Here is a 19766-nt window from a genome sequence, read left to right as displayed (position 1 = left end):
GGCCCGGATGTCATCTGGTGACGAAAGTGATGTAAAATTCGAACCCCGCCCGGCCTGTCGTGACAGGGCGGGGTTCCTTCTGCTTGCTCGCGTTTATTCAACAACGCCAATTCGCATCAGAACGGCCGGATCAGAATGGGCTATCCGGGAAATAGAAGTTCTCGGCATTTTCCTGGGTCACGACGGTCGCCCCCAGAATGTAACGGCCTTCGACCGCCGCATTGGAAACGAACTTCATCGCGGTGATGTCCATCGCGGTTGCGATCATCGATGGCGGATACAGAACGTCAATCGGGGTCAGTTCATCACCATCCATCACGCGTTTGATGATGTCCTTCATGCCAGCTCCGCCAACGATGAACAGTTCATCGGTACGGTCGGCCTGCTTGACGGCTTCGATCACACCAAGCGCGATGTCATCATCCTGCGCCCAGACAGCATCGATTTCCGGGAAGCGCGACAGGAAGTCCTGCATGACTTCATACCCGTCATCACGGTTCCAGTTGGCGTGCTTCATATCAAGGACCTCGATATCCGATCCTTCGATTGCCGTCATGAAACCTTCGACGCGTTCTTCGTCAATCACGGTCGGGATGCCACGCAGGATGACGATCTTGCCTTTGCCATCCAGACGTTCCTTGATGTATTCGCCCGATACACGGCCCAGTTCCGGGTTGTTACCCGCAACATAAACATCCTCGATCCCCGGCAGGGAAAGACCACGGTCAACCACGGTCACAAACTTGCCCGCTTCCTTGACCTGCTGGACCGGCACGGTCAGCGGATCGGATTCAAACGGCAGAACCACCAGTGCATCGATATTCTGAACCGATACCAGATCTTCAAGATCGTTGGCCTGTTCACCCGCACCATTGGCGGTAACAACAATGATATCAAGGTTCGGATAGGTCGCCTCAAGGCGCTTTTCGGCCTGTTCCGCGTGGTAGTTCAGACCACCGGCCCAGCCATGGGTCGCCGCCGGGATCGAAACCCCGATCTTTACCTTTTCCTGTGCCAGTGCCGTGGTCGATGCCAAGGTCGATGCAAGACCAAGACCCACAACGCAGGCCGCCCCGAGAAACTTTGTAATCGTTTTCATTCAAGCTTCCTCCTGATCAAAAAATGATTCTGTATGTCATCTTGAGCCGGACGTTGATCGCCGGTTATTTGCTTTTCTTGCGTCGCCAGTCCCCGCGCTGCAGGAACACGGCAACGATAATGATCAAGCCCTGAACAGCCCCGTTCAGGTAATTGCTGATCGCATCGGTAAGGTTAAGGATATTGCCAATCGTGGTCAGCATGATCGCACCAACCACCGTGCCCCAGATGCGGCCATAACCACCCTTGAGCATCGTGCCGCCGATGATCACGGCCGCGATGGCTTCAAGTTCCCAAAGAACCCCGGTCGAACTGGATGCGGAACCAAGGCGGGGCACATAAATGATGGTCGCAATCGACACACAAAGCCCCTGAATGACATAGGTCATCGTCTTGACCCGGTCGACATGGATCGCGGAATAACGCGCCACCTGCTCGTTCGAGCCGATGGCAAAACATTTGCGCCCGAACGGCGTCATGTTCAGCAACACATAACCGGCAACCGCCACCGCAAGGAACACCAGAACCGGCACCGGAATGCCCAGCAGCTCGCCGTAATAAACCGGGCGATAGGTGCCGCGCACCTCGAAATCAAGCGACAGCGTGCCGCCATCGGCCATATAGGTCACAAGCGACCGATAAATCCCCATCGTGCCAAGCGTCACGATAAAGGCCTCGATCTTGCCCTTGGTACTGACCAGCCCGTTGACCGCCCCGGCCCCGATGCCCAGAATGATGCTTAACACGATCCCGATCAGAACGGTTTCAAGCCCCGGTCCGAGTGTCTCGACCAGCGTATTCATCACGACAATCATCGCACCGGATATGAACGCCGCCATCGAGCCGACCGAAAGGTCGATCCCGCCCGCCGTGATCACAAAGGTCGCACCGACCGCAATAATGCCGATAAAGGCCGCACGGGTGAAAATATTCGAAAGGTTGCCGCCACTCAGGAAGGCGTCATTGATCGCCGTTCCCAGAACAAACAGCACCACAAGGGCCATAAACGGGCCAAGTGCCTTGAAATCGATGGAAAAACGGGGCGAGGCACTTGCCTCGCGGCGCTCAAGGCTACTCATGAACAGACACTCCCTCTTGGCCTGATATTCCTGTCGCGTGCCGCATGATTTCATGTTCGTTGCGGTCGTTTCCTTCAAGAATGCCGGTAATGCGTCCCGCCGCCATGACCGCGATGCGGTCCGACAGGCCAAGCATTTCTGGCATTTCCGACGACAGGAGAATGACGGATTTTCCGCGATCGGTCAGACCGCCGATAAAATGGTAAATCTGGCTTTTGGTGCCGATATCGATGCCGCGTGTCGGCTCGTCGATAATCACGATATCCGGATCGGTTTCCATGACCTTCGCCAGCAAAAGCTTCTGCTGATTGCCACCGGAAAAATCACCGACCTTTGCCTTGCGGTCGGCCGCTCGGATATCAAACGCCTCAATCGCCTTTTCAAGGGCGGCTTCTTCCGCCTTGCGATCAACAATCACGTTGCCGAACTTTTCCAGCGCCAGCAATGTCAGGTTGGGCCGCATATCCATATTCAGCAGCAACCCGCTGCCTTTCCGGTCCTTGGTCAGATAGGCGATGCCGCTGTTTTTGGCGTCCTGCAAACTTGCAATCCGCACCGGCTTGCCATCGCGTTCAATCGTCCCCGACGATCTTTCGCGAAGGCCGATAATCGCCTCCATCAGGGCGGTCCGTCCCGCCCCGACGATCCCGGCGAAGCCAAGCACCTCGCCCTTATGCAGGTCGAAACTCGCATCACGCACCTGTCCGGGCACCGAAAGATCGCGCACCGAAAGCACAATCGGCGCACTGGTATCCGATACCCGGTGCGGGAACATCTGTTTGATATCGCGCCCGACCATAAGCCGCGCCATGTCATCCTTGCTCAGGTCAACCACCGGCTCGGTCACGATGTGGCGGCCATCGCGCAGCACGGTGACGCGGTCGGCAATGGCTTTGATTTCATCAAGCTTGTGGGAAATATAAAGGATCGCGACACCCTGTTCGCGCAGACGCCGGATCTGATCAAACAGGATTTCAACCTCGCGCCCGGTCAGAACCGCAGTCGGTTCGTCCAGGATCAGGATATCGGCCTTTTTGCTGAGCGCCTTGGCAATTTCGACCATCTGGCGATCAGAAACCGAAAGATCACGAATGCGGGTACGCGGATCGACATCGCATTGCAGCTGCTCCAGAAGCTTTTTGGCCTCGGCGCGCATCGCGGTTTTATCAAGGAACCAGCCGCGTTTGATTTCGCGACCCAGGAAAATGTTTTCTTCAACGGTAAGCTGCTCGGCAAGGTTAAGTTCCTGATGGATCAGGATCACCCCGTGCCCTTCACCCGCCTCGCTATCGGCAAAGCTGATGGATTTGCCATCAAGGACAAGCTCACCCTCGGTCGGTTCGTGATAGCCCGACAGGATTTTAACCAGTGTTGATTTGCCTGCACCGTTTTCGCCCAAAAGCGCGTGCACCTCGCCTGCATGCAGATCGATGGACACATCGAAAAGCACCTGTGCCGGGCCAAATGATTTGCAAATCTTCCGGCCGGAAAGACGTACTTCGCCCCCGATACCGGGATTAACGGCATGAACAGCCGCATCCGTCATTTATGTAGCCTCCCTAGCGTCGCATTGATGCGATCAACTTTTGATTGCCTCTTGTGTAAACGTTTTCATTCATTATGTAAACCTTTACATTTTTCATATGGTGATGAAAATCACACCGGTTATCAGGGCCACTACCCCGCCATCAATGCCGCTGGACAGCTTGCGAGCGGCAGAGTAGGAAGAAGAATGATCGAAAAAATCGCGACGATTGAAGATGTTGCCGAACATGCCGGGGTATCCATTGCCACCGTCAGCCGTGCCTTGCACAAACCCCATGTGGTTTCCGAAAGCACGCGCGAAAAAGTGCAAACCGCCATCGCCGCGACCGGTTATACCGCCAATGTCATGGCCCGAAACCTCCGCCTGAACCGGTCGGGCATGATCCTTTTGCTGGTCCCCGATATCGGAAACCCCTTCTTTTCGGAAATTCTGTCGGGAATCGAACAGGGCGCCAGCAAGGCGGGCTACAACGTCCTGATCGGCGATACCCAGAACGAACCCGAACGCGAAGCCACCTATGCCGCCTACCTGCGCAGCAATCAGGCCGATGCCATGATCCTGCTAAACGGGCGCCTTCCGGCACCGCTTGCCAATACCCCGCGCGGGATCATTCCGCCCGTGGTCATTGCCTGCGAACGCATTCCGGGCTGCAACCTGCCGACCGTGATCATCGACAATGAAAAGGCCGCCTATAGCGCGACAAAACATCTGCTGGACCTTGGACACAGCCGCATCGCCCATATCGCGGGCCCCGCCAGCAACATCCTGACGACCGACCGCGTTGCCGGCTATCGCCGCGCGCTTTCCAGCAGCGGCATCGAAGTCAACCCGTCCCTGATCTATCGCGGCGATTTTTCGATTGAATCGGGTATTTCGGCGGCGCGTGCCCTGCTTAAAGACAGCAAAAACCGCCCAACGGCATTTTTCTGCTCATCGGACGGTATGGCAATCGGCGTCATTGTCGCGGCCAAGGAACTCGGCCTTCGCGTGCCCCACGATGTATCCGTGGTTGGTTTCGATGATATTCATCTGGCCGCCAATTACGATCCGCCGCTCACAACCGTGCGTCAGCCGCGCCGACGATTGGGTGAACAGGCGATTTCGCTGCTGCTTGCCCGGCTTGATAAAGCTGGCGCGATCCCGGAACCGGCGGAAAACCCGGTCATTGTCCCGACCGAACTGATCATCCGCCAAAGCACCGGCCCCTGCCCGACCTGACCTGAAGCCTAATCACAAAATCTGATCAGCGATTGGCGATCTTCTGCCATTCTTCATAAACCGAACGTGCCCGATCTTCGTGATCGTCACTGTATTTCGGCTGATCGGCGGCAAAGATTTCAAACCGGATGCCGTTCGGATCACGGATGAACAACCGGCGCGATTTCCCGTCATCCTCGTTATGGTAAACCACCTTGTGCTGGAACAAATGGTTCTGCCAGGCAATCACATCACGCGGCGTATCGCACCGAAGCCCGATATGAAACACGTCGTTGGGCATGTCGGGATCATCGGGATACGGTCCGGTATCGGCTGGCCAGTCAAAGAATGACAGCCGCGTTCCATCGGTCAGCGCAAAGGTAATCAGCAGAAAATCGCTTTTCCATGACGGGCTGTAACCGCTTTCGGCATGAACCAGCCGCGCCTTCAGAACACGGGAATAAAAATCATCCGTCGCCGCAAGATCGCGGGTCGGAAAGGCCAAGTGATCGACACTGACGGGTGCAGGCATGGACGCCTCCTCATTTGTCGCTTGGAATGATCCGGGGTCAGGCACCTAAATCACTATAAAACTTAATCATCGCATCCCGATGATCAAGGGCCGCACGGTCGGCAATTTGTCATTTTTTGATACCGTAATGGTATCACACCCCGTCAGGGTCCCGTGTGCCCGTTCCCCTGATCCGGCCCCGCCAGCAACCCGGTTTCAACCCGCACCATGGCGCGCTCAAACACCGCCGTATCGTCCAGCGCGCGCGACAAAACAAGCGCCCCCTGGATCGATAAAATCGCATCTTCGGCAATGTCCGATGCCCGGTCCGCATCATGCCCGATCCGCACAAGCGCCTGCTGCAACGACCGCTGCCAGACCGCAAAATAATCGCGGATTGCGTCCGAAAAACGGTCGCGCACATTATCAAGCGCAAAGGCCCCGATCAGGCACACCCGCTTGCCCGACCAGAAATAGGTCGCAACCGAACGGCACATTTCCAAAATCGCCGCCCGCGGGTCGTCTGCGTCACGCAGCGGCTTGTAAACCGCGTCCTCGAACCAGCCATCGATCTCGCGAAGCACTTCGGATGCCATCTGCTCTTTGCCACCGGGAAAGAAATGATAAAGGCTGCCCTTTCCCAGACCCGTCCGGCTGGCAATCAGCGAAAGGCTCGCCCCTTCATAGCCATACTCGCGGAAAATCTCCGCAAGGACGGGAATAACATCGGAACGCTCCGCGATAATCTTTGGCATGGCTTACTTATAATCCCAGATCGGACAGGCCCGGATGATCAGCCGGGCGCGGCCCCGAACGATCCCAGAAGAATTTGCGGTCTTCTTCGCGGATCGGCATGTCATTGATGCAGGCAAACCGGCGATGCATCTGGCCATTCTCGGCAAATTCCCAATTCTCGTTGCCATAGGCCCGATACCAGTTCCCGGAATCATCGCGATACTCATAGGCAAAACGCACCGCGATCCGGTTGCCGTCATGCGCCCACAACTCTTTGATCAATCGATATTCCAGTTCCTTGTTCCATTTGCGGGTCAGAAAGGCAATGACCTCCTCACGGCCATTGGCAAATTCCGCACGGTTCCGCCAGATCGTATCGGGCGTATAGGCCAGCGACACCCGCGCCGGATCACGGCTGTTCCAGCCATCTTCGGCCATGCGGACTTTCTGGATTGCGGTTTCCCGCGTAAAGGGCGGCAGGGGTTGGCGTAGCTCACTCATCGTCGGCTCCATCAGTTTTATTGTACCAATCGATAAACAATTATCCATTCGGTACAAAAAAGCAATAGCACAGATGCCATCGCGGGCTTTTTGCCCCGCAACCATGCAAAATCCGCGATTTGGTGATACTGTTGGAAATCCGGCTTGCGCAAAGCCCCACCGGGCAGGCCCAAGTTTCACGAAACGGAAACCTGCATCTGATCGCCGTCTGTTTCCCTATGGAATCAAACTGTTACCCTTGCAAATCCTGCATCAAAAGGCGCAAAGGCCCCGGTAATTTAAAGACCACGCGATCAGACAATGTGGTCACACTGTTGACCCGTATGCGCCCCGCTGCTATTGGGTCGCGGCGCATGCGATACAGGCACAAAGTGCCTTCGCATCGATGGTATGAAATTCGTTGGCGCAAACCGGGCTTGAATGCCGAACCTTGCGGGGAATGTTTGCCGGTCGACGGACGTTTTCCGTGTTGTCTTTTCGGTCCCTGAAAACAGGGCCTTCGGTCGAGGAACCAGAATACGATGCCGCATACGCCTTATTATCTGATCGATAAATCGAAACTGCTGCGCAACATGGAAAAGATCGCCTATGTGCGCGAACATTCCGGCGCAAAGGCGTTGCTGGCATTGAAATGCTTTGCAACCTGGTCGGTCTTCGATTTCATGTCGGACTATATGGATGGCACGACATCCTCGTCGCTGCACGAAGTCAAACTGGGCCGCAAGAAATTCGGCAAGGAAACCCATGCCTATAGCGTGGCCTATGCCGATTCCGAAATCGACGAAGTGATCGAAAACGCCGACAAGATCATCTTCAATTCGATCAGCCAGCTTAACCGCTTTGCCGATGCTGCGTCCGGCATCGTGCGCGGTCTTCGCCTGAACCCGCAGGTTTCAAGTTCCAGCTTCGATCTGGCCGATCCGGCCCGCCCGTTTTCTCGCCTTGGCGAATGGGACGTCACCAAGGTCGAGGCCGTCATGGACCGCATTTCCGGCTTCATGATCCACAATAACTGCGAAAACGCCGATTTCGATCTGTTCGACAAAATGCTGGGCGATATCGAAACCAAATTCGGATCGCTTCTGTCGCGTGTTGAATGGGTAAGCTTGGGGGGTGGCATTCACTTCACCGGGGACAATTACCCGCTTGATAAATTCTGCGCCCGCCTCAGGGCCTTCTCGCAAAAATACGGCGTTCAGGTTTATCTCGAACCGGGCGAAGCATCGATCACCAAAAGCACGACCCTTGAGGTCACCGTGCTTGATACCCTGTTCAATGGCAAAAACCTTGCGATTGTCGATAGCTCGATCGAGGCCCACATGCTCGATCTTCTGATCTATCGCGAAACTGCCAAGATTGAGCCGAACACGGGCGATCATGCCTATATGATCTGCGGCAAGTCCTGCCTTGCCGGTGACGTTTTTGGCGAATTCAATTTCGAAAACGAGATCAGGGTCGGCGACCGTATCTCGGTACAGGATGCCGCCGGTTACACCATGGTCAAAAAGAACTGGTTCAACGGTGTCGGCATGCCGTCCATCGTGATCAAGGAACTCGACGGCAGCGAACGCGTTGTACGTGAGTTCACCTTCGATGATTATGTTTCGAGCCTTTCGTAAAAAGGCGCTTTGGGTTTCATCTATTCGTAAAAAGGGAGTTTTTGGCCCGAAATGAAGAAGAATGTTCTGATTATCGGCGCAGGTGGCGTCGCACAGGTGGTCGCGCATAAATGTGCACAGCATAATGATGTGCTTGGCGATATCCATATTGCGTCGCGTACGGCGGAAAAATGCCAGAAAATCATCGACAGCATTCATGAAAAGAAAAACCTGAAGAATGCCGGCACGCTCGAAGGTCATGCGCTTGACGCAACCGATATCGATGCCACCGTCGCATTGATCAAGAAAACCGGCTGCGAAATCGTCATCAATGTTGGCTCCGCCTTCATCAACATGCCGGTCATGTCAGCCTGCATCAAGGCGGGCGTTGCCTATCTCGATACCGCCATCCATGAAGAACAGGACAAAATCTGCGAAACCCCGCCCTGGTACGCAAATTACGAGTGGAAACGCCGTGAAGAATGCGAAAAGGCCGGTGTCACCGCGATCCTGGGCGTCGGTTTTGATCCGGGCGTGGTCAATGCCTATGCCAAACTGGCGGTCGAGGATTACTTCGACAAGATTGACTCGATTGACATCATCGACATCAATGCCGGCAGCCACGGCAAATATTTTGCCACCAATTTCGACCCGGAAATCAATTTCCGCGAATTTACCGGCACGGTTTATTCCTGGCAGAACAACGCCTGGCAGGAAAACAAGATGTTCGAGGTCAAGAAAATCTGGGACATGCCGGTTGTCGGCGAAAGCCAGACCTTCATGACCGGCCATGACGAGGTTCATTCCCTGTCACAGAACCTTGATGTCCCCAATGTCCGTTTCTGGATGGGCTTTGGCGATCATTACGTCAATGTCTTCACGGTCCTGAACAATATCGGCCTGCTGTCGGAAAAACCGGTCACGACGGCCGAGGGCCTCGAAGTCGTGCCGCTCAAGGTCGTCAAGGCCTGCCTGCCGGACCCAAGCTCGCTGGCACCCGACTATACCGGCAAAACCTGCATCGGTGATCTGGTCAAGGGCAGCAAGGACGGCAAGGAAACCGAAGTCCTGATTTATAACGTCGCGGACCACAAGGACGCATACGAGGAAGTCGGAAGCCAGGGCATTTCCTATACCGCTGGCGTTCCGCCGGTCGCAGCCGCCATGCTGATCGCCACCGGCGAATGGGATGTGAAAAAGATGGCCAATGTCGAAGAACTGCCATCCAAACCGTTCCTGAACCTTCTGAACGGCATGGGTCTTCCGACCCGCATCAAGGACGCCAATGGCGACCGGGCGCTTGATTTCGCCTAAGCCATAATCCTGATGATCCAAAATGCGAACGGCGGGCTTTGATGCCCGCCGTTTTTATTTAAGCGACCCCAGAACGGCCAGGCTTTCATAACGCTTGATATAGGGCTCATGAAAAACCCGATCCACGAACGCGCTATATTCATCCATATCGGCGACCTGAATGCGCAGGACAAAATCATGCGCCCCGGTCACGTGATGGCATTGGACGACTTCGGGCATTTTGCCGAATTCCTCGCGCATCAGCATATACCGATCCGGCCGGTCGCGATCCATGGTCAGCAACACGATGATCATCATCCGTTTGCCAAATACCTTGGGCGACACAATCGCAACGTCGCGTTCGATCACGCCGGTTTCGCGCAAACGCTGCCCCCGGCGAAGACACGCCGCCGATGACAGCCCCACCTGTGCCGATAATTCGGTTCCCGTCAGACGACTGTTCTGCTGCAACAGTTCCAGCAGGCGATAGTCGAATTTATCAAGTTCAGTCAAAATGCCCCTGCCCCAAACGCATGGTCGTCAATACGCCCCAAACAATGACCGAACCGGGCCGATAAGAAAAATCGTTTTTACGCAAAATTTGCGGAAATTTCGCACGCTTTTGCGATCTTTGCGCACCGAAGTCGTCAAAGGCGGGCTAGTTTTTACCTGTGTTCGAAACCGATTTCGAACCTCATTAGCAAAGCAAACTAGCGAGCCAGCATCATGACAATGCACATCACGACCAACTCCCTCGCCGCCACCGCCCCCCATGCCGGGTCGACCGCGAATGCGTCGTTCGGCAATGTTGTCTGGCGCTGGCTCGTTCTTTCGATCCGCCATATCGCAACACAGCGCAAAATCGCGCGTGACGCCGCATGGCTGCGCCAATCCCCGAACGCCATTCTGCGCGATATCGGCATCAATCGCGACGAGATTGATCAGACCTGCCGACATGGCCGCCTGAAATAGCGTCTTGCTGCCGGGCCGGATCCACGGCACCCTTGCTGTCAAAATAAATGATCAGTCAGGGAAGCTAGGGAAGCCAGATGTCCGATTTCATCTTCGAAACCACCCCGCGTGCAATCTGCCGGTTTGGCGGTGCACAGGAACTTGGTAAACTGTGCGCCGAAACCGGGGCAAAACGCGCCTTCATCCTAAGCGACCCCGGCCTTGAAAAGGCCGGGCTGACATCGGGCCCCTGTGCCTCCCTCCGGCAGGCCGGGGTCGATTATCTGCTCTGGACTGGTGTGCAGGCTGACCCGCCCGAGGAAAGCATCCTTGAAGCCACCCGCCATGCGCTGGAATTCGGTGCCGATATTGTCATCGGGCTGGGCGGCGGCAGTTCGATGGATACCGCCAAACTGGTGGCACTGCTGTGCGGCAAACCGCAAAACCTTGCCGATATCTATGGGATCGGTCTGGCGACAGGCCCGCGCCTGCGTCTGATACAGGTCCCGACGACGGCTGGCACCGGGTCCGAAGTCACCCCGATTTCCATCGTCACCACGCCGACATCGGAAAAAAAGGGTGTCGTTTCCCCCCTGCTCTATCCCGATCTTGCATTGCTTGATGCGGAACTGACCATGGGGTTGCCGGCCCCGATCACGGCGGCCACGGGCATTGATGCCATGGTGCATGCGATCGAGGCCTATACGACAAAACACAAAAAAAATCCCCTGTCCGACAGCCTCGCCATCCGGGCATTGCAATTGATGACATCCCATATCGACGATGCGGTTTCGGCAAATCCCGGCCGTGCCGCGCGCGAGGCAATGTTGCAGGGATCCATGATGGCCGGAATGGCATTTGCCAATGCCCCGGTGGCAGCGGTCCATGCGCTGGCCTATCCGCTGGGCGGGCATTTTCACGTGCCGCACGGATTATCCAATGCCCTCGTCCTGACCGAGGTCCTTAAATTCAACCGCGATGCTGCGATGCAGCATTATGGCGAACTCGCCACTGCCGTCATGCCGGACCAGCGTTTTTCCAACGATGCCGACGCCTGCGACGCCTTCATCGCCTTTATCGCGGCAATGGTGGCGCGCATGCCGTTTGCGCAAAAACTGCGCGATGTCGGTGTCGCACAATCCGACCTTGATCTGCTTGCGACCGATGCCATGAAAGTCGAACGGTTGCTGATCAATAACCCGCGCGAGGTCACGTTTGACGACGCCCGCGCGATTTATGCCCTCGTTCTTTAGGGCCTTGCCCCTAATCCTTCGGCTTTGCAAGATCGGGATGGGCGCGCGCAAACGCGTCCATCGCAAGGCACCGCTCGGCAATCTGGTTGATCATCGGAAGGTGGCTTAAATCAACGTCCCACCGCTTGGCATTATAAATCTGCGGAATCAGACAGATATCGGCCATTGATGGCCGGTCACCGTGGCAAAAGCTGCCCGTGCCCGGATGGTCCAGAAGCCGTTCAAACGCTTCAAGCCCCTCGCCGATATATTTCCCCATCCATGCCAGCCGCACCTTCGCCGGGTCCTCGCCATGGGCTTCGGCCTGCTTCATGATATTGCCGACAACCCCCAGATTACAGACCGGGTGAATATCCATGGCAATCGCGTGCGAAAGTGCGCGCACGCGCTGCCGCCCCACCGCGTCCTTGGGCAGGAAACCCGCATGGCTGCGGGTCTCATCCAGATATTCGATGATTGCGAGTGACTGGGTCAGCATCAACCCGTCAATCTCAAGGGCGGGCACCAACCCCTGCGGATTGCGTTTGCGGAAATCAGGCGCTTTATGCGCCCCCGCCAAAAGGTCAACCGCAACGGATTGATACGCCATATCCATCAGCGAAAGCGCAATCCTGACCCGATAGCTGGCCGAAGACCGCCAATAATCATACAGGACGACATCGCTCATGGTGCGTACTTCACAACGCTCTGGTCAATCGCGCCAAAGATCGACTGACCATTGCCATCGCGCATCTCGATCCGTACCCGGTCGCCAAACTGCATGAACGGGGTTTCCGGTTTGCCGTTTTCAATGGTTTCAATCATGCGGATTTCGGCAATGCAGGAATATCCCGCCCCGCCCTGCGCCACCGGTTTGCCCGGACCCCCATCAAGCTTGTTCGAAACCGTGCCCGACCCGATGATCGATCCCGCACAAAGCGGGCGGGTTTTGGCGGCATGCGCGATCAATTGGGCAAAATCAAAGGTCATATCGACCCCGGCATTGGCGCGCCCAAACGGCTTCCCGTTCAGATCAACACAAAGCGGCAGGTGAACCTTGCCCCCATCCCACGCATCGCCAAGTTCATCGGGCGTCACCGCCACCGGCGAAAAGGCCGAGGACGGCTTGGACTGGAAGAAACCAAATCCCTTGGCAAGCTCACCGGGGATCAGCCCACGCAAAGACACATCATTGACCAGCATGATCAAACGGATCGCATCGCGCGCCTGATCAGGTGATGCGCCCATCGGCACATCACCGGTTACAACCGCGATCTCGCCTTCCATATCAATGCCCCATGCCGTATCGGCCATGCGGATATCATCACGCGGTCCCAGGAAACTGTCCGAACCGCCCTGATACATCAGCGGATCGGTCCAGAAGGTGTCGGGCATTTCCGCACCGCGCGCCTTGCGCACCAGTTCGACATGATTGACATAGGCCGACCCATCCGCCCACTGAAACGCCCGCGGCAACGGCGAATGCAGCTTGGTTTCATCAAGCGCGAAACGTTTGGCAATCGTCGATCCGGCGGCGATTTCATCGGCCAGTTCGCTCAGGCGCGGCGCAACTTTGTCCCAGTTATCAAGCGCTGCCTGCATTGTCGGCGCAATCGCGCTGGCATCGACATATTCCCCAAGGTCTTTGGTCACCAGCACAAGCTGGCCGTCACGGGTGCCGTTTTTAAGGGTTGCAAGTTTCATCGGTTTTTATGCCTCCGGCATTCCTGTCGTTAAGTCCTGTGATGTTCTTTTTACCGGTCGCCGTTTACGGGCGACCTTCGGGCGTGCCATCAAATTTGCGTTCCAGCCCGTCCCAGCAATCAAGATAATCATCCTGAAGGGTCTCAAGCTCGGCGGCAAATTTCGTCAATTGCTGCGGAAAACGGGTTTCAAACATGAAGGCCATGGTGCCCTCCAGCTTCTGCGGGCCAAGCTCCCCGTTCGATGCCTTTTCAAACCCGAACGCATCGGGCCCATGGGGCAGCATCATGTTATGCAGGCTCATGCCACCGGGAACAAATCCCTTTTCCTTGGCATCATATTGCCCGCAAATCAGCCCCATGAATTCCGACATGATATTGCGGTGATACCATGGCGGGCGGAAGGTATGTTCCGCCACCATCCAGCGCGGCGGGAAGATGACAAAATCGATATTCGCCGTTCCGGCCTCGCCCGACGGGGCGGTCAGCACGGTAAAGATCGACGGATCGGGATGATCAAACAGGATCGCGCCGACCGGTGAAAATGTCCGAAGATCATATTTGAACGGCGTGTAATTGCCATGCCACGCCACCACATCCAGCGGCGAATGCCCGATCCCGGTTTCATGAAACTGCCCGCACCATTTGATCAGGATCCGGCACGGCGTTTCCTTATCCTCATAGGCCGCCACCGGCGTTTTGAAATCACGCGGATTGGCAAGGCAGTTGGCGCCAATCGGCCCGCGTTCCGGCAGGGTGAATTTCGCCCCATAGTTTTCGCAGACATAACCCCGCGCTCCGCCCTCAATCCCGGGTGTTACGATCGAAACCTTGAACATCATGCCACGCGGGATCAATGCGATTTCAAGCGGTTCGACATCCATGATGCCAAGTTCGGTAAAGATGCGAAGCGTGCCGCTTTCGGGCACCACCAGCAATTCGCCATCCGCATTGAAAAAATAGTCATCCACCATATCGGTGTTGCACACATAAACGTGGCTTGCCATGCCGGTCTGGGTCATGGCGTCCCCGGCCGTGGTCACCGTGCGCATACCGGAAATGAAATCGGTTGGTTCGGTTGGCATCGGCACCGGGTCCCAGCGCAACTGACCCAGCGCAAGGCTATGGTCATTCACGCATGGGGCTGTTTTCCATTCCGGAAGGGCAAAGGCTTTGAACCGCCCGTTATGGCGCACGCTCGGCCGCATGCGATACAGCCACGACCGTTCATTGGTGCCGCGCGGCGCGGTAAAGGGTGAGCCCGAAAGCTGTTCGGCATAAAGCCCATAGGCGCATTTCTGCGGACTGTTCTGCCCCTGCGGCAAGGCACCGGGAAGGCTTTCGGTTTCAAAATCATTGCCAAAACCGGGCATGTAACGCAGATCGTTCGCAACGCCGTTTGCAGCATTTCCGGCGGTTCCAGTCGTAACCTTGTGATCCGTCATTGCCTTTTTCCTACCAATCTTCGATATAGTTACATCCGTAACTGTAATTTTTGTAACTATCAAACAGCCTTTTAAAGCCATGAAATCCGAGAAATCCGAATTCGATCTGCACCGCTTTCTGCCGTTTCTGATGCACCACGCCAGCGAAAAGGTCAGTCTTGGCTTTCGCGACATCTATCGCGACCGATACCGGATGACGCGATCCGAATGGCGGGTTCTGGCCACCCTTGGACAATATGGCGCGCTAACCGCGACCGAAATCGTCACCCATACGGGGCTTCATAAAACCAAGGTCTCGCGTGCCGTCTTTTCCATCGAACAACGCCGCTGGCTCCGACGCGTCCAGAACGAAAATGATCGTCGCGTTCATCGCCTTGAACTGACCTCGCAGGGCCAATCGGCCTTTCAGTCACTGTGCGAGGCGGGCATTGCCTATGACAAAAAGGTCCGCGATTTTCTGGGCGATGCGGATTTCAAACGCCTTTCCGACCTCCTGACAAAGCTGAATGATCTTTGATGGTCCCTGTGACATTTCCTGTGACAGTTGCTGTTTGACTGTCCTCGGCCTCATCGCGCGGCTGCCCGCCCCAGCTTTGGGTGAAATCGGCAATCGCGCGCAAAAATACGTCAAAGGCTGGCTGTCCCGGCTGGAAATAATTGGCCTTGGGGTTCATCAGCGTCACGCAACACGCCACCGCCCCGTCCAGATTATAGACCGGCGCACTGATCGCCGATAAGCCCGGCACGATATCGCCTTCGATCACCGCCGCACCGCGTTCGCGCGTTTCGATAATCAACCGATCCACCGTGGCATCATCCCAATGCAGGATATCCTGTTCGGCCCGGATCACATGCTCAATCGCCCCACGCGGCATGGTCGATAAAAACGCCTGCCCGGTGGCCGACCGCAATAACGGCATCACCGTGCCAAGCCCCATGGTCGATATGATCGGCGGCCCGCCATGCTCGGTCCGGATCAGGACCGGGCCCCGTTCGCCCCAGATCGCGAGATGCCCGGACGACCGCAATTCAATCGCCAGATTGCGCAAAAGCCGCCCGGCCCGCATCACCACGTCATTGCGTTCAATCGCCGAAATGCCCATCCGCAACGCCATCGGCCCCAGGCCATAAAGCCCGGTCAGATCATCCTGCCAGGCAAGCCCGATCCGCACCAGGCTCGCCAGATAGCGATGAACCTTTGCCGGTGGCATATCCACCGCCGCCGCCAGATCCTTTAACGGCACCGGGAATTTGAAATCGCACAATGCGGCAATGATCACGCCGCTGACCTCGACCGACTGAATGCCCTTGCGCGTATCGGCCGCATCAACGGCATCAACCGCGTCCGAAATATCGATGTCGCTATCCGCAACCGGGATGTTTTTCGATGAGGCTTTGGTCAAAATTTACCTGCATAAATTTCATATTGCGTAATTGATTATATATATCATAATTCCAATTCAAAGAAAAAACAGCACTCCACACCGATGATCAGAACGTGGAAAGCCCATCAGCGGCCGTGATGCGCCCTTGGCACCGGACCGATCAAAAGCACGATCAAACACATGATCAGAAAACAGGGAGAGGAACATGAAACCGATGAAACTTCGCAACACACTGCTTGGGCTTCTGGCCGGGGCAACCATTCTGGCCGGTGCGGGCATGGCCCATGCCGCCGACATCACGCTGAAGGTCAGCCACTATCTGCCGCCAAGCCACGGCTTCCAGAAAGACTTCCTCGAAAGCTGGGGCAAGGAACTGTCGGAAAAAACCAACGGCAAGGTCGAAGTCGAAATTTATGACGCGACATCCGCCTTTGGCAAAATCGACCGTCAGGCCGATCAGGTCCGCGCAGGTGTGATGGATATGGCCGTTGGCCTGAACGGCATTCCACGTGACCGCTATCCGGCCGCCTCGATCATTGAACTGCCGTTTCTGGTGAAATATGCCGATTCCGGGTCTGAAACCCTTTGGACGCTTTACAAGGAAGGTCTGCTTGGCAGCGACTATAAAGACTTCAAGCTCCTTGCCCTGTTCACCCATCCGGGCGGCCTGATCCATACCCTTGATAACCCGGTTCGGACCCTTGACGATCTCAAGGGCCTGCGCCTCAGAACGCCAAGCCCGGCGATTTCGGCCATGCTGGAATCCTTTGGCGCATCCCCGGTCGGCCTGCCGCCATCGGCGATTTACGAAAACCTGCAAAAGGGCAACATCGAAGGTCTGGTTGCCACCTGGGATCTGGTCAACGCGGTCAAGGCCAACGAACTTCTGAAATATCACACCGATGCCGCGGCCTATACCGCCGGCTTCTATTTCGTGATGAACCAGAAAAAATATGACAGCCTGCCCGACGATGTCCGCGCCGCGATTGACGAAATTTCCGGCGACGTCCTTGTCGGCAAATTTGGCGACTGGTGGACCAAATGGGAAGCCGTTGGCAAGGCCAATGCCGAACAACATGGCAATGAAATCATCACGATCGATGACGCCACCCGTGCTCAATGGCAGGAAGCATCCCAGCCGATGATCCAGGAATATCTGGCCGGGCTGAAGGAAAAGGGCGTCTCCGACCCCGACGCCATCTATAAACGCGCACAGGAACTGATCGCGGAATTTGATGCCAAATATCACGCTGGCGACAAATGACGCATCGGGCTGAAAAATCCGGTGGATCGCGGCTCTATGCCGCGGTTCACCAAATGGATCACCTGATGAACCGGCTGACCGACATTCTGGCCTTTGTCGGCATGGCGGCCCTGATCGGGGCGATTGCCATTGTGGTTGTCGATATCATCTGGCGGCGCATTGGCGGGCAATCGCTGGTCGGTGCGGTTGACCTGACCCAGTTTTGCGTCATGGCCGCCGCATCATGGGCCATCCCCTATGCCTTTAGCGCGCATGCCCATGTCACGGTTGACCTGATCGGCAAGAACCGCCTTCGCATCCTGTTTAAAACCATTGATCGATTGATCCCGCTTTTATGCGCCGGGCTGATGGCTTTCCTGCTGTATCTGTCGTGGGGCCGTGCGATGGAACAATGGACCTATGGCGATGTGTCGCAAAACCTTGCGATCCCGATGATCCTGTTCTGGGCCTTCCTTCTGACCGGCATGGCGATCTCGACACTGGTGTGTCTTGTGCAATTTCTAAAACTGCTTTTAACGGACGAGAAGAGCTGATGGCGACGGAATGGGCGGGATTGATCGGGTTTGTGGCGGCTCTCGCACTGGCCCTTTTGCGGGTGCCGGTCGCTGTCGCAATGGCGGTTGTCGGCATCATCGGCACCCTGCTTCTGACCGACTGGATGTCGGCAAGCTACGTCATGGCAAGCCTCCCGTTCGAGGCGATATTCCCCTATGGCCTTTCGGTGGTGCCGCTCTTCATTTTCATGGGCGTGTTTGCCTCCCATTCCGGACTATCGGGCAATCTGTTTCGCGGCATCACCGCTTTTTCCGGCCATCGTCCGGGCGGTCTGGCCGCGTCCAGCATCGGCGCCAGTGCGGTATTTGGTGCCATTTGCGGATCATCGCTTGCGACCTGTGCGACCATGGGCCGCGTCGCCCTTCCTGAAATGCGCCAACGCGGCTATGCCAAAAGCCTCGCCGGGGCATCGATTGCTGCGGGCGGCACGCTTGGCGTTCTGATCCCGCCCTCAATCCTTCTGGTGATTTACGCCCTCATGACCGAACAATCCATCGGCGCCCTGTTTGCCGGTGCGATGATCCCGGGCCTTCTGGCAACCGTGCTTTACATCATCTCCATCCGCATTCAGGTCATGCGCAACCCGTCCCTTGCCCCGGTCAGTGACTATGTCCCCTGGTCACAGCGCTGGGGTGCATTGCTGCGCATGTGGGATGCCATCGTCTTGATCGTTCTGGTGATTGGCGGGATTTATGCCGGCCTGTTTTCCCCCACAGAAGCCGCAGCCGTTGGCGCCGGTGGTGCCCTGCTGTTTGCATTCTTGCGCAAACGCCTGAACTGGACGGTTTTACGCACCGGCATTCGCGAAACCGCTGGCATGACCGGGATGATTTTCCTGATCCTGATCGGGGCAGCACTTTTCAACTTCTTCATCGAAACCAGCGGCCTGACCCAGACGCTCGTGGACTGGATCACCACACAGGGCTATTCACCGCTTGTCGTCCTGATCGCGCTTCTGGTGTTTTACGTCGTACTCGGCTGCTTCATGGACAGCCTTTCCATGATCCTTCTGACGGTGGTCCCGGCATATGGCGTGATCACCGGGGTCGGCTATGATCCGGTCTGGTTCGGGGTTGTTCTGGTATCGGTTGTTGAAATCGGTCTGATCACCCCGCCAATTGGCATGAACCTGTTCATCATTCAGGGCGTGTCATCCGACATGACCATCACCACCCTGTCACGCGGCATCCTGCCCTTCCTCACCGCCGATATTGTCCGCGTCATCCTGATGGTCGCCATCCCCGGTCTGGTCCTGTGGCTGCCCCATCTTCTGGGGTTTGGTGCCTACTAGGCGCCTGCCCCGGTGTAACCGCTTTCGACCCATGCCGGAAACCAGCCCAACCCCGGACAAGGGCAACGTCATCATCGATGGCAGGACACACCCAACCTGATCGTCATTCCCGCGAAGGCGGGAATCCAGTCTCTTTCAATGGGGCATGGATTCCGGGTCTGCGCTCTGCTCTGCCCGGAATGACGATTTTGATCCATCGACAAGCCAATCCCACCAACCAGCCCTGCTACCCCTCGGCATCACCAAACACCACCGACCGGGTGGGCCAGACGAAAGCGGACAGAACGAGACGGGGATGAACTGAACCGGGCAGCACCAGACCGGCCTCGCCCAGTCACCGCTGCCCCAAACAAAAATTTCTGGCTTTCGATGGACGGCGAAA

20 protein-coding genes are annotated in these 19766 nt (G+C 56.4%); 9 read left to right on the top strand and 11 right to left on the bottom strand.

Going from position 1 to position 19766, the window contains the following annotated elements; all coding sequences use genetic code 11:
• Window positions 1–130: 130 nt before the first annotated feature.
• From R1T41_RS11085 to R1T41_RS11075, 3 genes are all read right to left on the bottom strand, one after another.
• Window positions 131–1099: an ABC transporter substrate-binding protein gene (locus tag R1T41_RS11085; RefSeq protein ID WP_062949568.1), complete on the bottom strand. Its 969-nt coding sequence runs from the start codon at window positions 1097–1099 to the stop codon at window positions 131–133.
• A gap of 64 nt (window positions 1100–1163) precedes the next feature.
• Window positions 1164–2177, bottom strand: a complete 1014-nt coding sequence (locus R1T41_RS11080; RefSeq protein ID WP_062958675.1) for an ABC transporter permease — start codon at window positions 2175–2177, stop codon at window positions 1164–1166.
• Complete coding sequence (locus R1T41_RS11075) at window positions 2170–3723, bottom strand: sugar ABC transporter ATP-binding protein (RefSeq protein ID WP_097051202.1); 1554 nt, start codon at window positions 3721–3723, stop codon at window positions 2170–2172. The genes R1T41_RS11080 and R1T41_RS11075 overlap by 8 nt, the downstream gene beginning before the upstream one ends.
• Window positions 3724–3909: 186 nt before the next feature.
• Between R1T41_RS11075 and R1T41_RS11070 the strand changes: the two genes are divergently transcribed.
• On the top strand, window positions 3910–4941 hold the full coding sequence (locus R1T41_RS11070; protein ID WP_062949574.1) for a LacI family DNA-binding transcriptional regulator: 1032 nt from the start codon (window positions 3910–3912) through the stop codon (window positions 4939–4941).
• 25 nt (window positions 4942–4966) lie between these two features.
• Here R1T41_RS11070 and R1T41_RS11065 read toward each other — a convergent pair whose 3' ends face one another.
• The 3 genes from R1T41_RS11065 to R1T41_RS11055 form a co-directional block, all read right to left on the bottom strand.
• Window positions 4967–5452 carry a VOC family protein gene (locus R1T41_RS11065; RefSeq protein ID WP_062949576.1) on the bottom strand — a complete coding sequence of 162 codons (486 nt, stop codon included), beginning with the start codon at window positions 5450–5452 and terminating at the stop codon, window positions 4967–4969.
• Window positions 5453–5595: 143 nt separating this feature from the next.
• Complete coding sequence (locus tag R1T41_RS11060) at window positions 5596–6186, bottom strand: TetR/AcrR family transcriptional regulator (RefSeq protein WP_317341553.1); 591 nt, start codon at window positions 6184–6186, stop codon at window positions 5596–5598.
• A 7-nt stretch (window positions 6187–6193) separates the two neighbouring features.
• Window positions 6194–6667, bottom strand: a complete 474-nt coding sequence (locus tag R1T41_RS11055; RefSeq protein ID WP_062949580.1) for a DUF1348 family protein — start codon at window positions 6665–6667, stop codon at window positions 6194–6196.
• A gap of 521 nt (window positions 6668–7188) precedes the next feature.
• On the opposite strand from R1T41_RS11055, the gene R1T41_RS11050 reads away from it, so the two are divergent.
• Window positions 7189–8286 carry a carboxynorspermidine decarboxylase gene (locus R1T41_RS11050; RefSeq protein ID WP_317341552.1) on the top strand — a complete coding sequence of 366 codons (1098 nt, stop codon included), beginning with the start codon at window positions 7189–7191 and terminating at the stop codon, window positions 8284–8286.
• Between the two features lie 51 nt (window positions 8287–8337).
• Window positions 8338–9579, top strand: a complete 1242-nt coding sequence (locus R1T41_RS11045; RefSeq protein WP_247794122.1) for a saccharopine dehydrogenase family protein — start codon at window positions 8338–8340, stop codon at window positions 9577–9579.
• Window positions 9580–9633: 54 nt separating this feature from the next.
• Here R1T41_RS11045 and R1T41_RS11040 read toward each other — a convergent pair whose 3' ends face one another.
• A complete protein-coding gene (locus R1T41_RS11040; RefSeq protein WP_317341551.1) occupies window positions 9634–10071 on the bottom strand; it encodes an Lrp/AsnC family transcriptional regulator in 438 nt (145 codons plus the stop codon).
• 213 nt (window positions 10072–10284) lie between these two features.
• Here R1T41_RS11040 and R1T41_RS11035 point away from each other — a divergent pair, with 213 nt between their 5' ends.
• Window positions 10285–10530 (top strand): hypothetical protein, encoded by a 246-nt coding sequence (locus tag R1T41_RS11035; protein WP_156484567.1) that lies wholly within the window; start codon window positions 10285–10287, stop codon window positions 10528–10530.
• A 77-nt stretch (window positions 10531–10607) separates the two neighbouring features.
• Window positions 10608–11762: an iron-containing alcohol dehydrogenase gene (locus R1T41_RS11030; protein WP_317341550.1), complete on the top strand. Its 1155-nt coding sequence runs from the start codon at window positions 10608–10610 to the stop codon at window positions 11760–11762.
• Between the two features lie 10 nt (window positions 11763–11772).
• Here R1T41_RS11030 and maiA read toward each other — a convergent pair whose 3' ends face one another.
• The 3 genes from maiA to hmgA all read right to left on the bottom strand — a co-directional run bounded on the left by maiA (window position 11773) and on the right by hmgA (window position 14889).
• A complete protein-coding gene (gene maiA / locus R1T41_RS11025) occupies window positions 11773–12429 on the bottom strand; it encodes a maleylacetoacetate isomerase (protein ID WP_317341549.1) in 657 nt (218 codons plus the stop codon).
• Window positions 12426–13445 (bottom strand): fumarylacetoacetate hydrolase family protein, encoded by a 1020-nt coding sequence (locus R1T41_RS11020; RefSeq protein ID WP_317341548.1) that lies wholly within the window; start codon window positions 13443–13445, stop codon window positions 12426–12428. The genes maiA and R1T41_RS11020 overlap by 4 nt, the downstream gene beginning before the upstream one ends.
• 64 nt (window positions 13446–13509) lie before the next feature.
• Window positions 13510–14889 carry a homogentisate 1,2-dioxygenase gene (gene hmgA / locus R1T41_RS11015; protein ID WP_317341547.1) on the bottom strand — a complete coding sequence of 460 codons (1380 nt, stop codon included), beginning with the start codon at window positions 14887–14889 and terminating at the stop codon, window positions 13510–13512.
• A gap of 79 nt (window positions 14890–14968) precedes the next feature.
• Between hmgA and R1T41_RS11010 the strand changes: the two genes are divergently transcribed.
• Window positions 14969–15406 (top strand): MarR family winged helix-turn-helix transcriptional regulator, encoded by a 438-nt coding sequence (locus tag R1T41_RS11010; protein WP_085642194.1) that lies wholly within the window; start codon window positions 14969–14971, stop codon window positions 15404–15406.
• Here R1T41_RS11010 and R1T41_RS11005 read toward each other — a convergent pair.
• Complete coding sequence (locus R1T41_RS11005) at window positions 15363–16292, bottom strand: IclR family transcriptional regulator (protein WP_317341546.1); 930 nt, start codon at window positions 16290–16292, stop codon at window positions 15363–15365. The two genes, R1T41_RS11010 and R1T41_RS11005, sit on opposite strands and share 44 nt — an antisense overlap.
• A 187-nt stretch (window positions 16293–16479) precedes the next feature.
• Here R1T41_RS11005 and R1T41_RS11000 point away from each other — a divergent pair, with 187 nt between their 5' ends.
• The 3 genes from R1T41_RS11000 to R1T41_RS10990 are packed head-to-tail and all read left to right on the top strand — an operon-like array spanning window position 16480 to window position 19384.
• Entirely contained in the window at window positions 16480–17538 is a 1059-nt protein-coding gene (locus tag R1T41_RS11000; protein ID WP_317341545.1) for a TRAP transporter substrate-binding protein, read from the top strand.
• Window positions 17535–18071, top strand: coding sequence for a TRAP transporter small permease (locus tag R1T41_RS10995; RefSeq protein WP_317341544.1), 537 nt, complete (start codon window positions 17535–17537; stop codon window positions 18069–18071). Before R1T41_RS11000 ends, R1T41_RS10995 begins: the two co-directional genes overlap by 4 nt.
• Entirely contained in the window at window positions 18071–19384 is a 1314-nt protein-coding gene (locus tag R1T41_RS10990; RefSeq protein ID WP_317341543.1) for a TRAP transporter large permease, read from the top strand. Before R1T41_RS10995 ends, R1T41_RS10990 begins: the two co-directional genes overlap by 1 nt.
• Window positions 19385–19766 lie beyond the last annotated feature (382 nt).

This window comes from Thalassospira lucentensis (assembly GCF_032921865.1).
GTDB classification, from domain to species: Bacteria; Pseudomonadota; Alphaproteobacteria; order Rhodospirillales; family Thalassospiraceae; genus Thalassospira; species Thalassospira lucentensis_A.
This window is presented reverse-complemented; position numbering and strand designations above follow the sequence as displayed.

Bases quoted from the DNA above. Each gene is read 5' to 3' on its own strand.
- R1T41_RS11055 (WP_062949580.1), bottom strand. From the start codon at position 6,667: ATGAGTGAGCTACGCCAACCCCTGCCGCCCTTTACGCGGGAAACCGCA.
- R1T41_RS11045 (WP_247794122.1), top strand. From the start codon at position 8,338: ATGAAGAAGAATGTTCTGATTATCGGCGCAGGTGGCGTCGCACAGGTG.
- R1T41_RS11070 (WP_062949574.1), top strand. From the start codon at position 3,910: ATGATCGAAAAAATCGCGACGATTGAAGATGTTGCCGAACATGCCGGG.
- R1T41_RS11065 (WP_062949576.1), bottom strand. From the start codon at position 5,452: ATGCCTGCACCCGTCAGTGTCGATCACTTGGCCTTTCCGACCCGCGAT.
- maiA (WP_317341549.1), bottom strand. From the start codon at position 12,429: ATGAGCGATGTCGTCCTGTATGATTATTGGCGGTCTTCGGCCAGCTAT.
- R1T41_RS11020 (WP_317341548.1), bottom strand. From the start codon at position 13,445: ATGAAACTTGCAACCCTTAAAAACGGCACCCGTGACGGCCAGCTTGTG.
- R1T41_RS10990 (WP_317341543.1), top strand. From the start codon at position 18,071: ATGGCGACGGAATGGGCGGGATTGATCGGGTTTGTGGCGGCTCTCGCA.
- hmgA (WP_317341547.1), bottom strand. From the start codon at position 14,889: ATGACGGATCACAAGGTTACGACTGGAACCGCCGGAAATGCTGCAAAC.
- R1T41_RS11030 (WP_317341550.1), top strand. From the start codon at position 10,608: ATGTCCGATTTCATCTTCGAAACCACCCCGCGTGCAATCTGCCGGTTT.
- R1T41_RS11000 (WP_317341545.1), top strand. From the start codon at position 16,480: ATGAAACCGATGAAACTTCGCAACACACTGCTTGGGCTTCTGGCCGGG.
- R1T41_RS11080 (WP_062958675.1), bottom strand. From the start codon at position 2,177: ATGAGTAGCCTTGAGCGCCGCGAGGCAAGTGCCTCGCCCCGTTTTTCC.
- R1T41_RS11050 (WP_317341552.1), top strand. From the start codon at position 7,189: ATGCCGCATACGCCTTATTATCTGATCGATAAATCGAAACTGCTGCGC.
- R1T41_RS11035 (WP_156484567.1), top strand. From the start codon at position 10,285: ATGACAATGCACATCACGACCAACTCCCTCGCCGCCACCGCCCCCCAT.
- R1T41_RS11085 (WP_062949568.1), bottom strand. From the start codon at position 1,099: ATGAAAACGATTACAAAGTTTCTCGGGGCGGCCTGCGTTGTGGGTCTT.
- R1T41_RS11075 (WP_097051202.1), bottom strand. From the start codon at position 3,723: ATGACGGATGCGGCTGTTCATGCCGTTAATCCCGGTATCGGGGGCGAA.
- R1T41_RS11010 (WP_085642194.1), top strand. From the start codon at position 14,969: ATGAAATCCGAGAAATCCGAATTCGATCTGCACCGCTTTCTGCCGTTT.
- R1T41_RS10995 (WP_317341544.1), top strand. From the start codon at position 17,535: ATGACGCATCGGGCTGAAAAATCCGGTGGATCGCGGCTCTATGCCGCG.
- R1T41_RS11060 (WP_317341553.1), bottom strand. From the start codon at position 6,186: ATGCCAAAGATTATCGCGGAGCGTTCCGATGTTATTCCCGTCCTTGCG.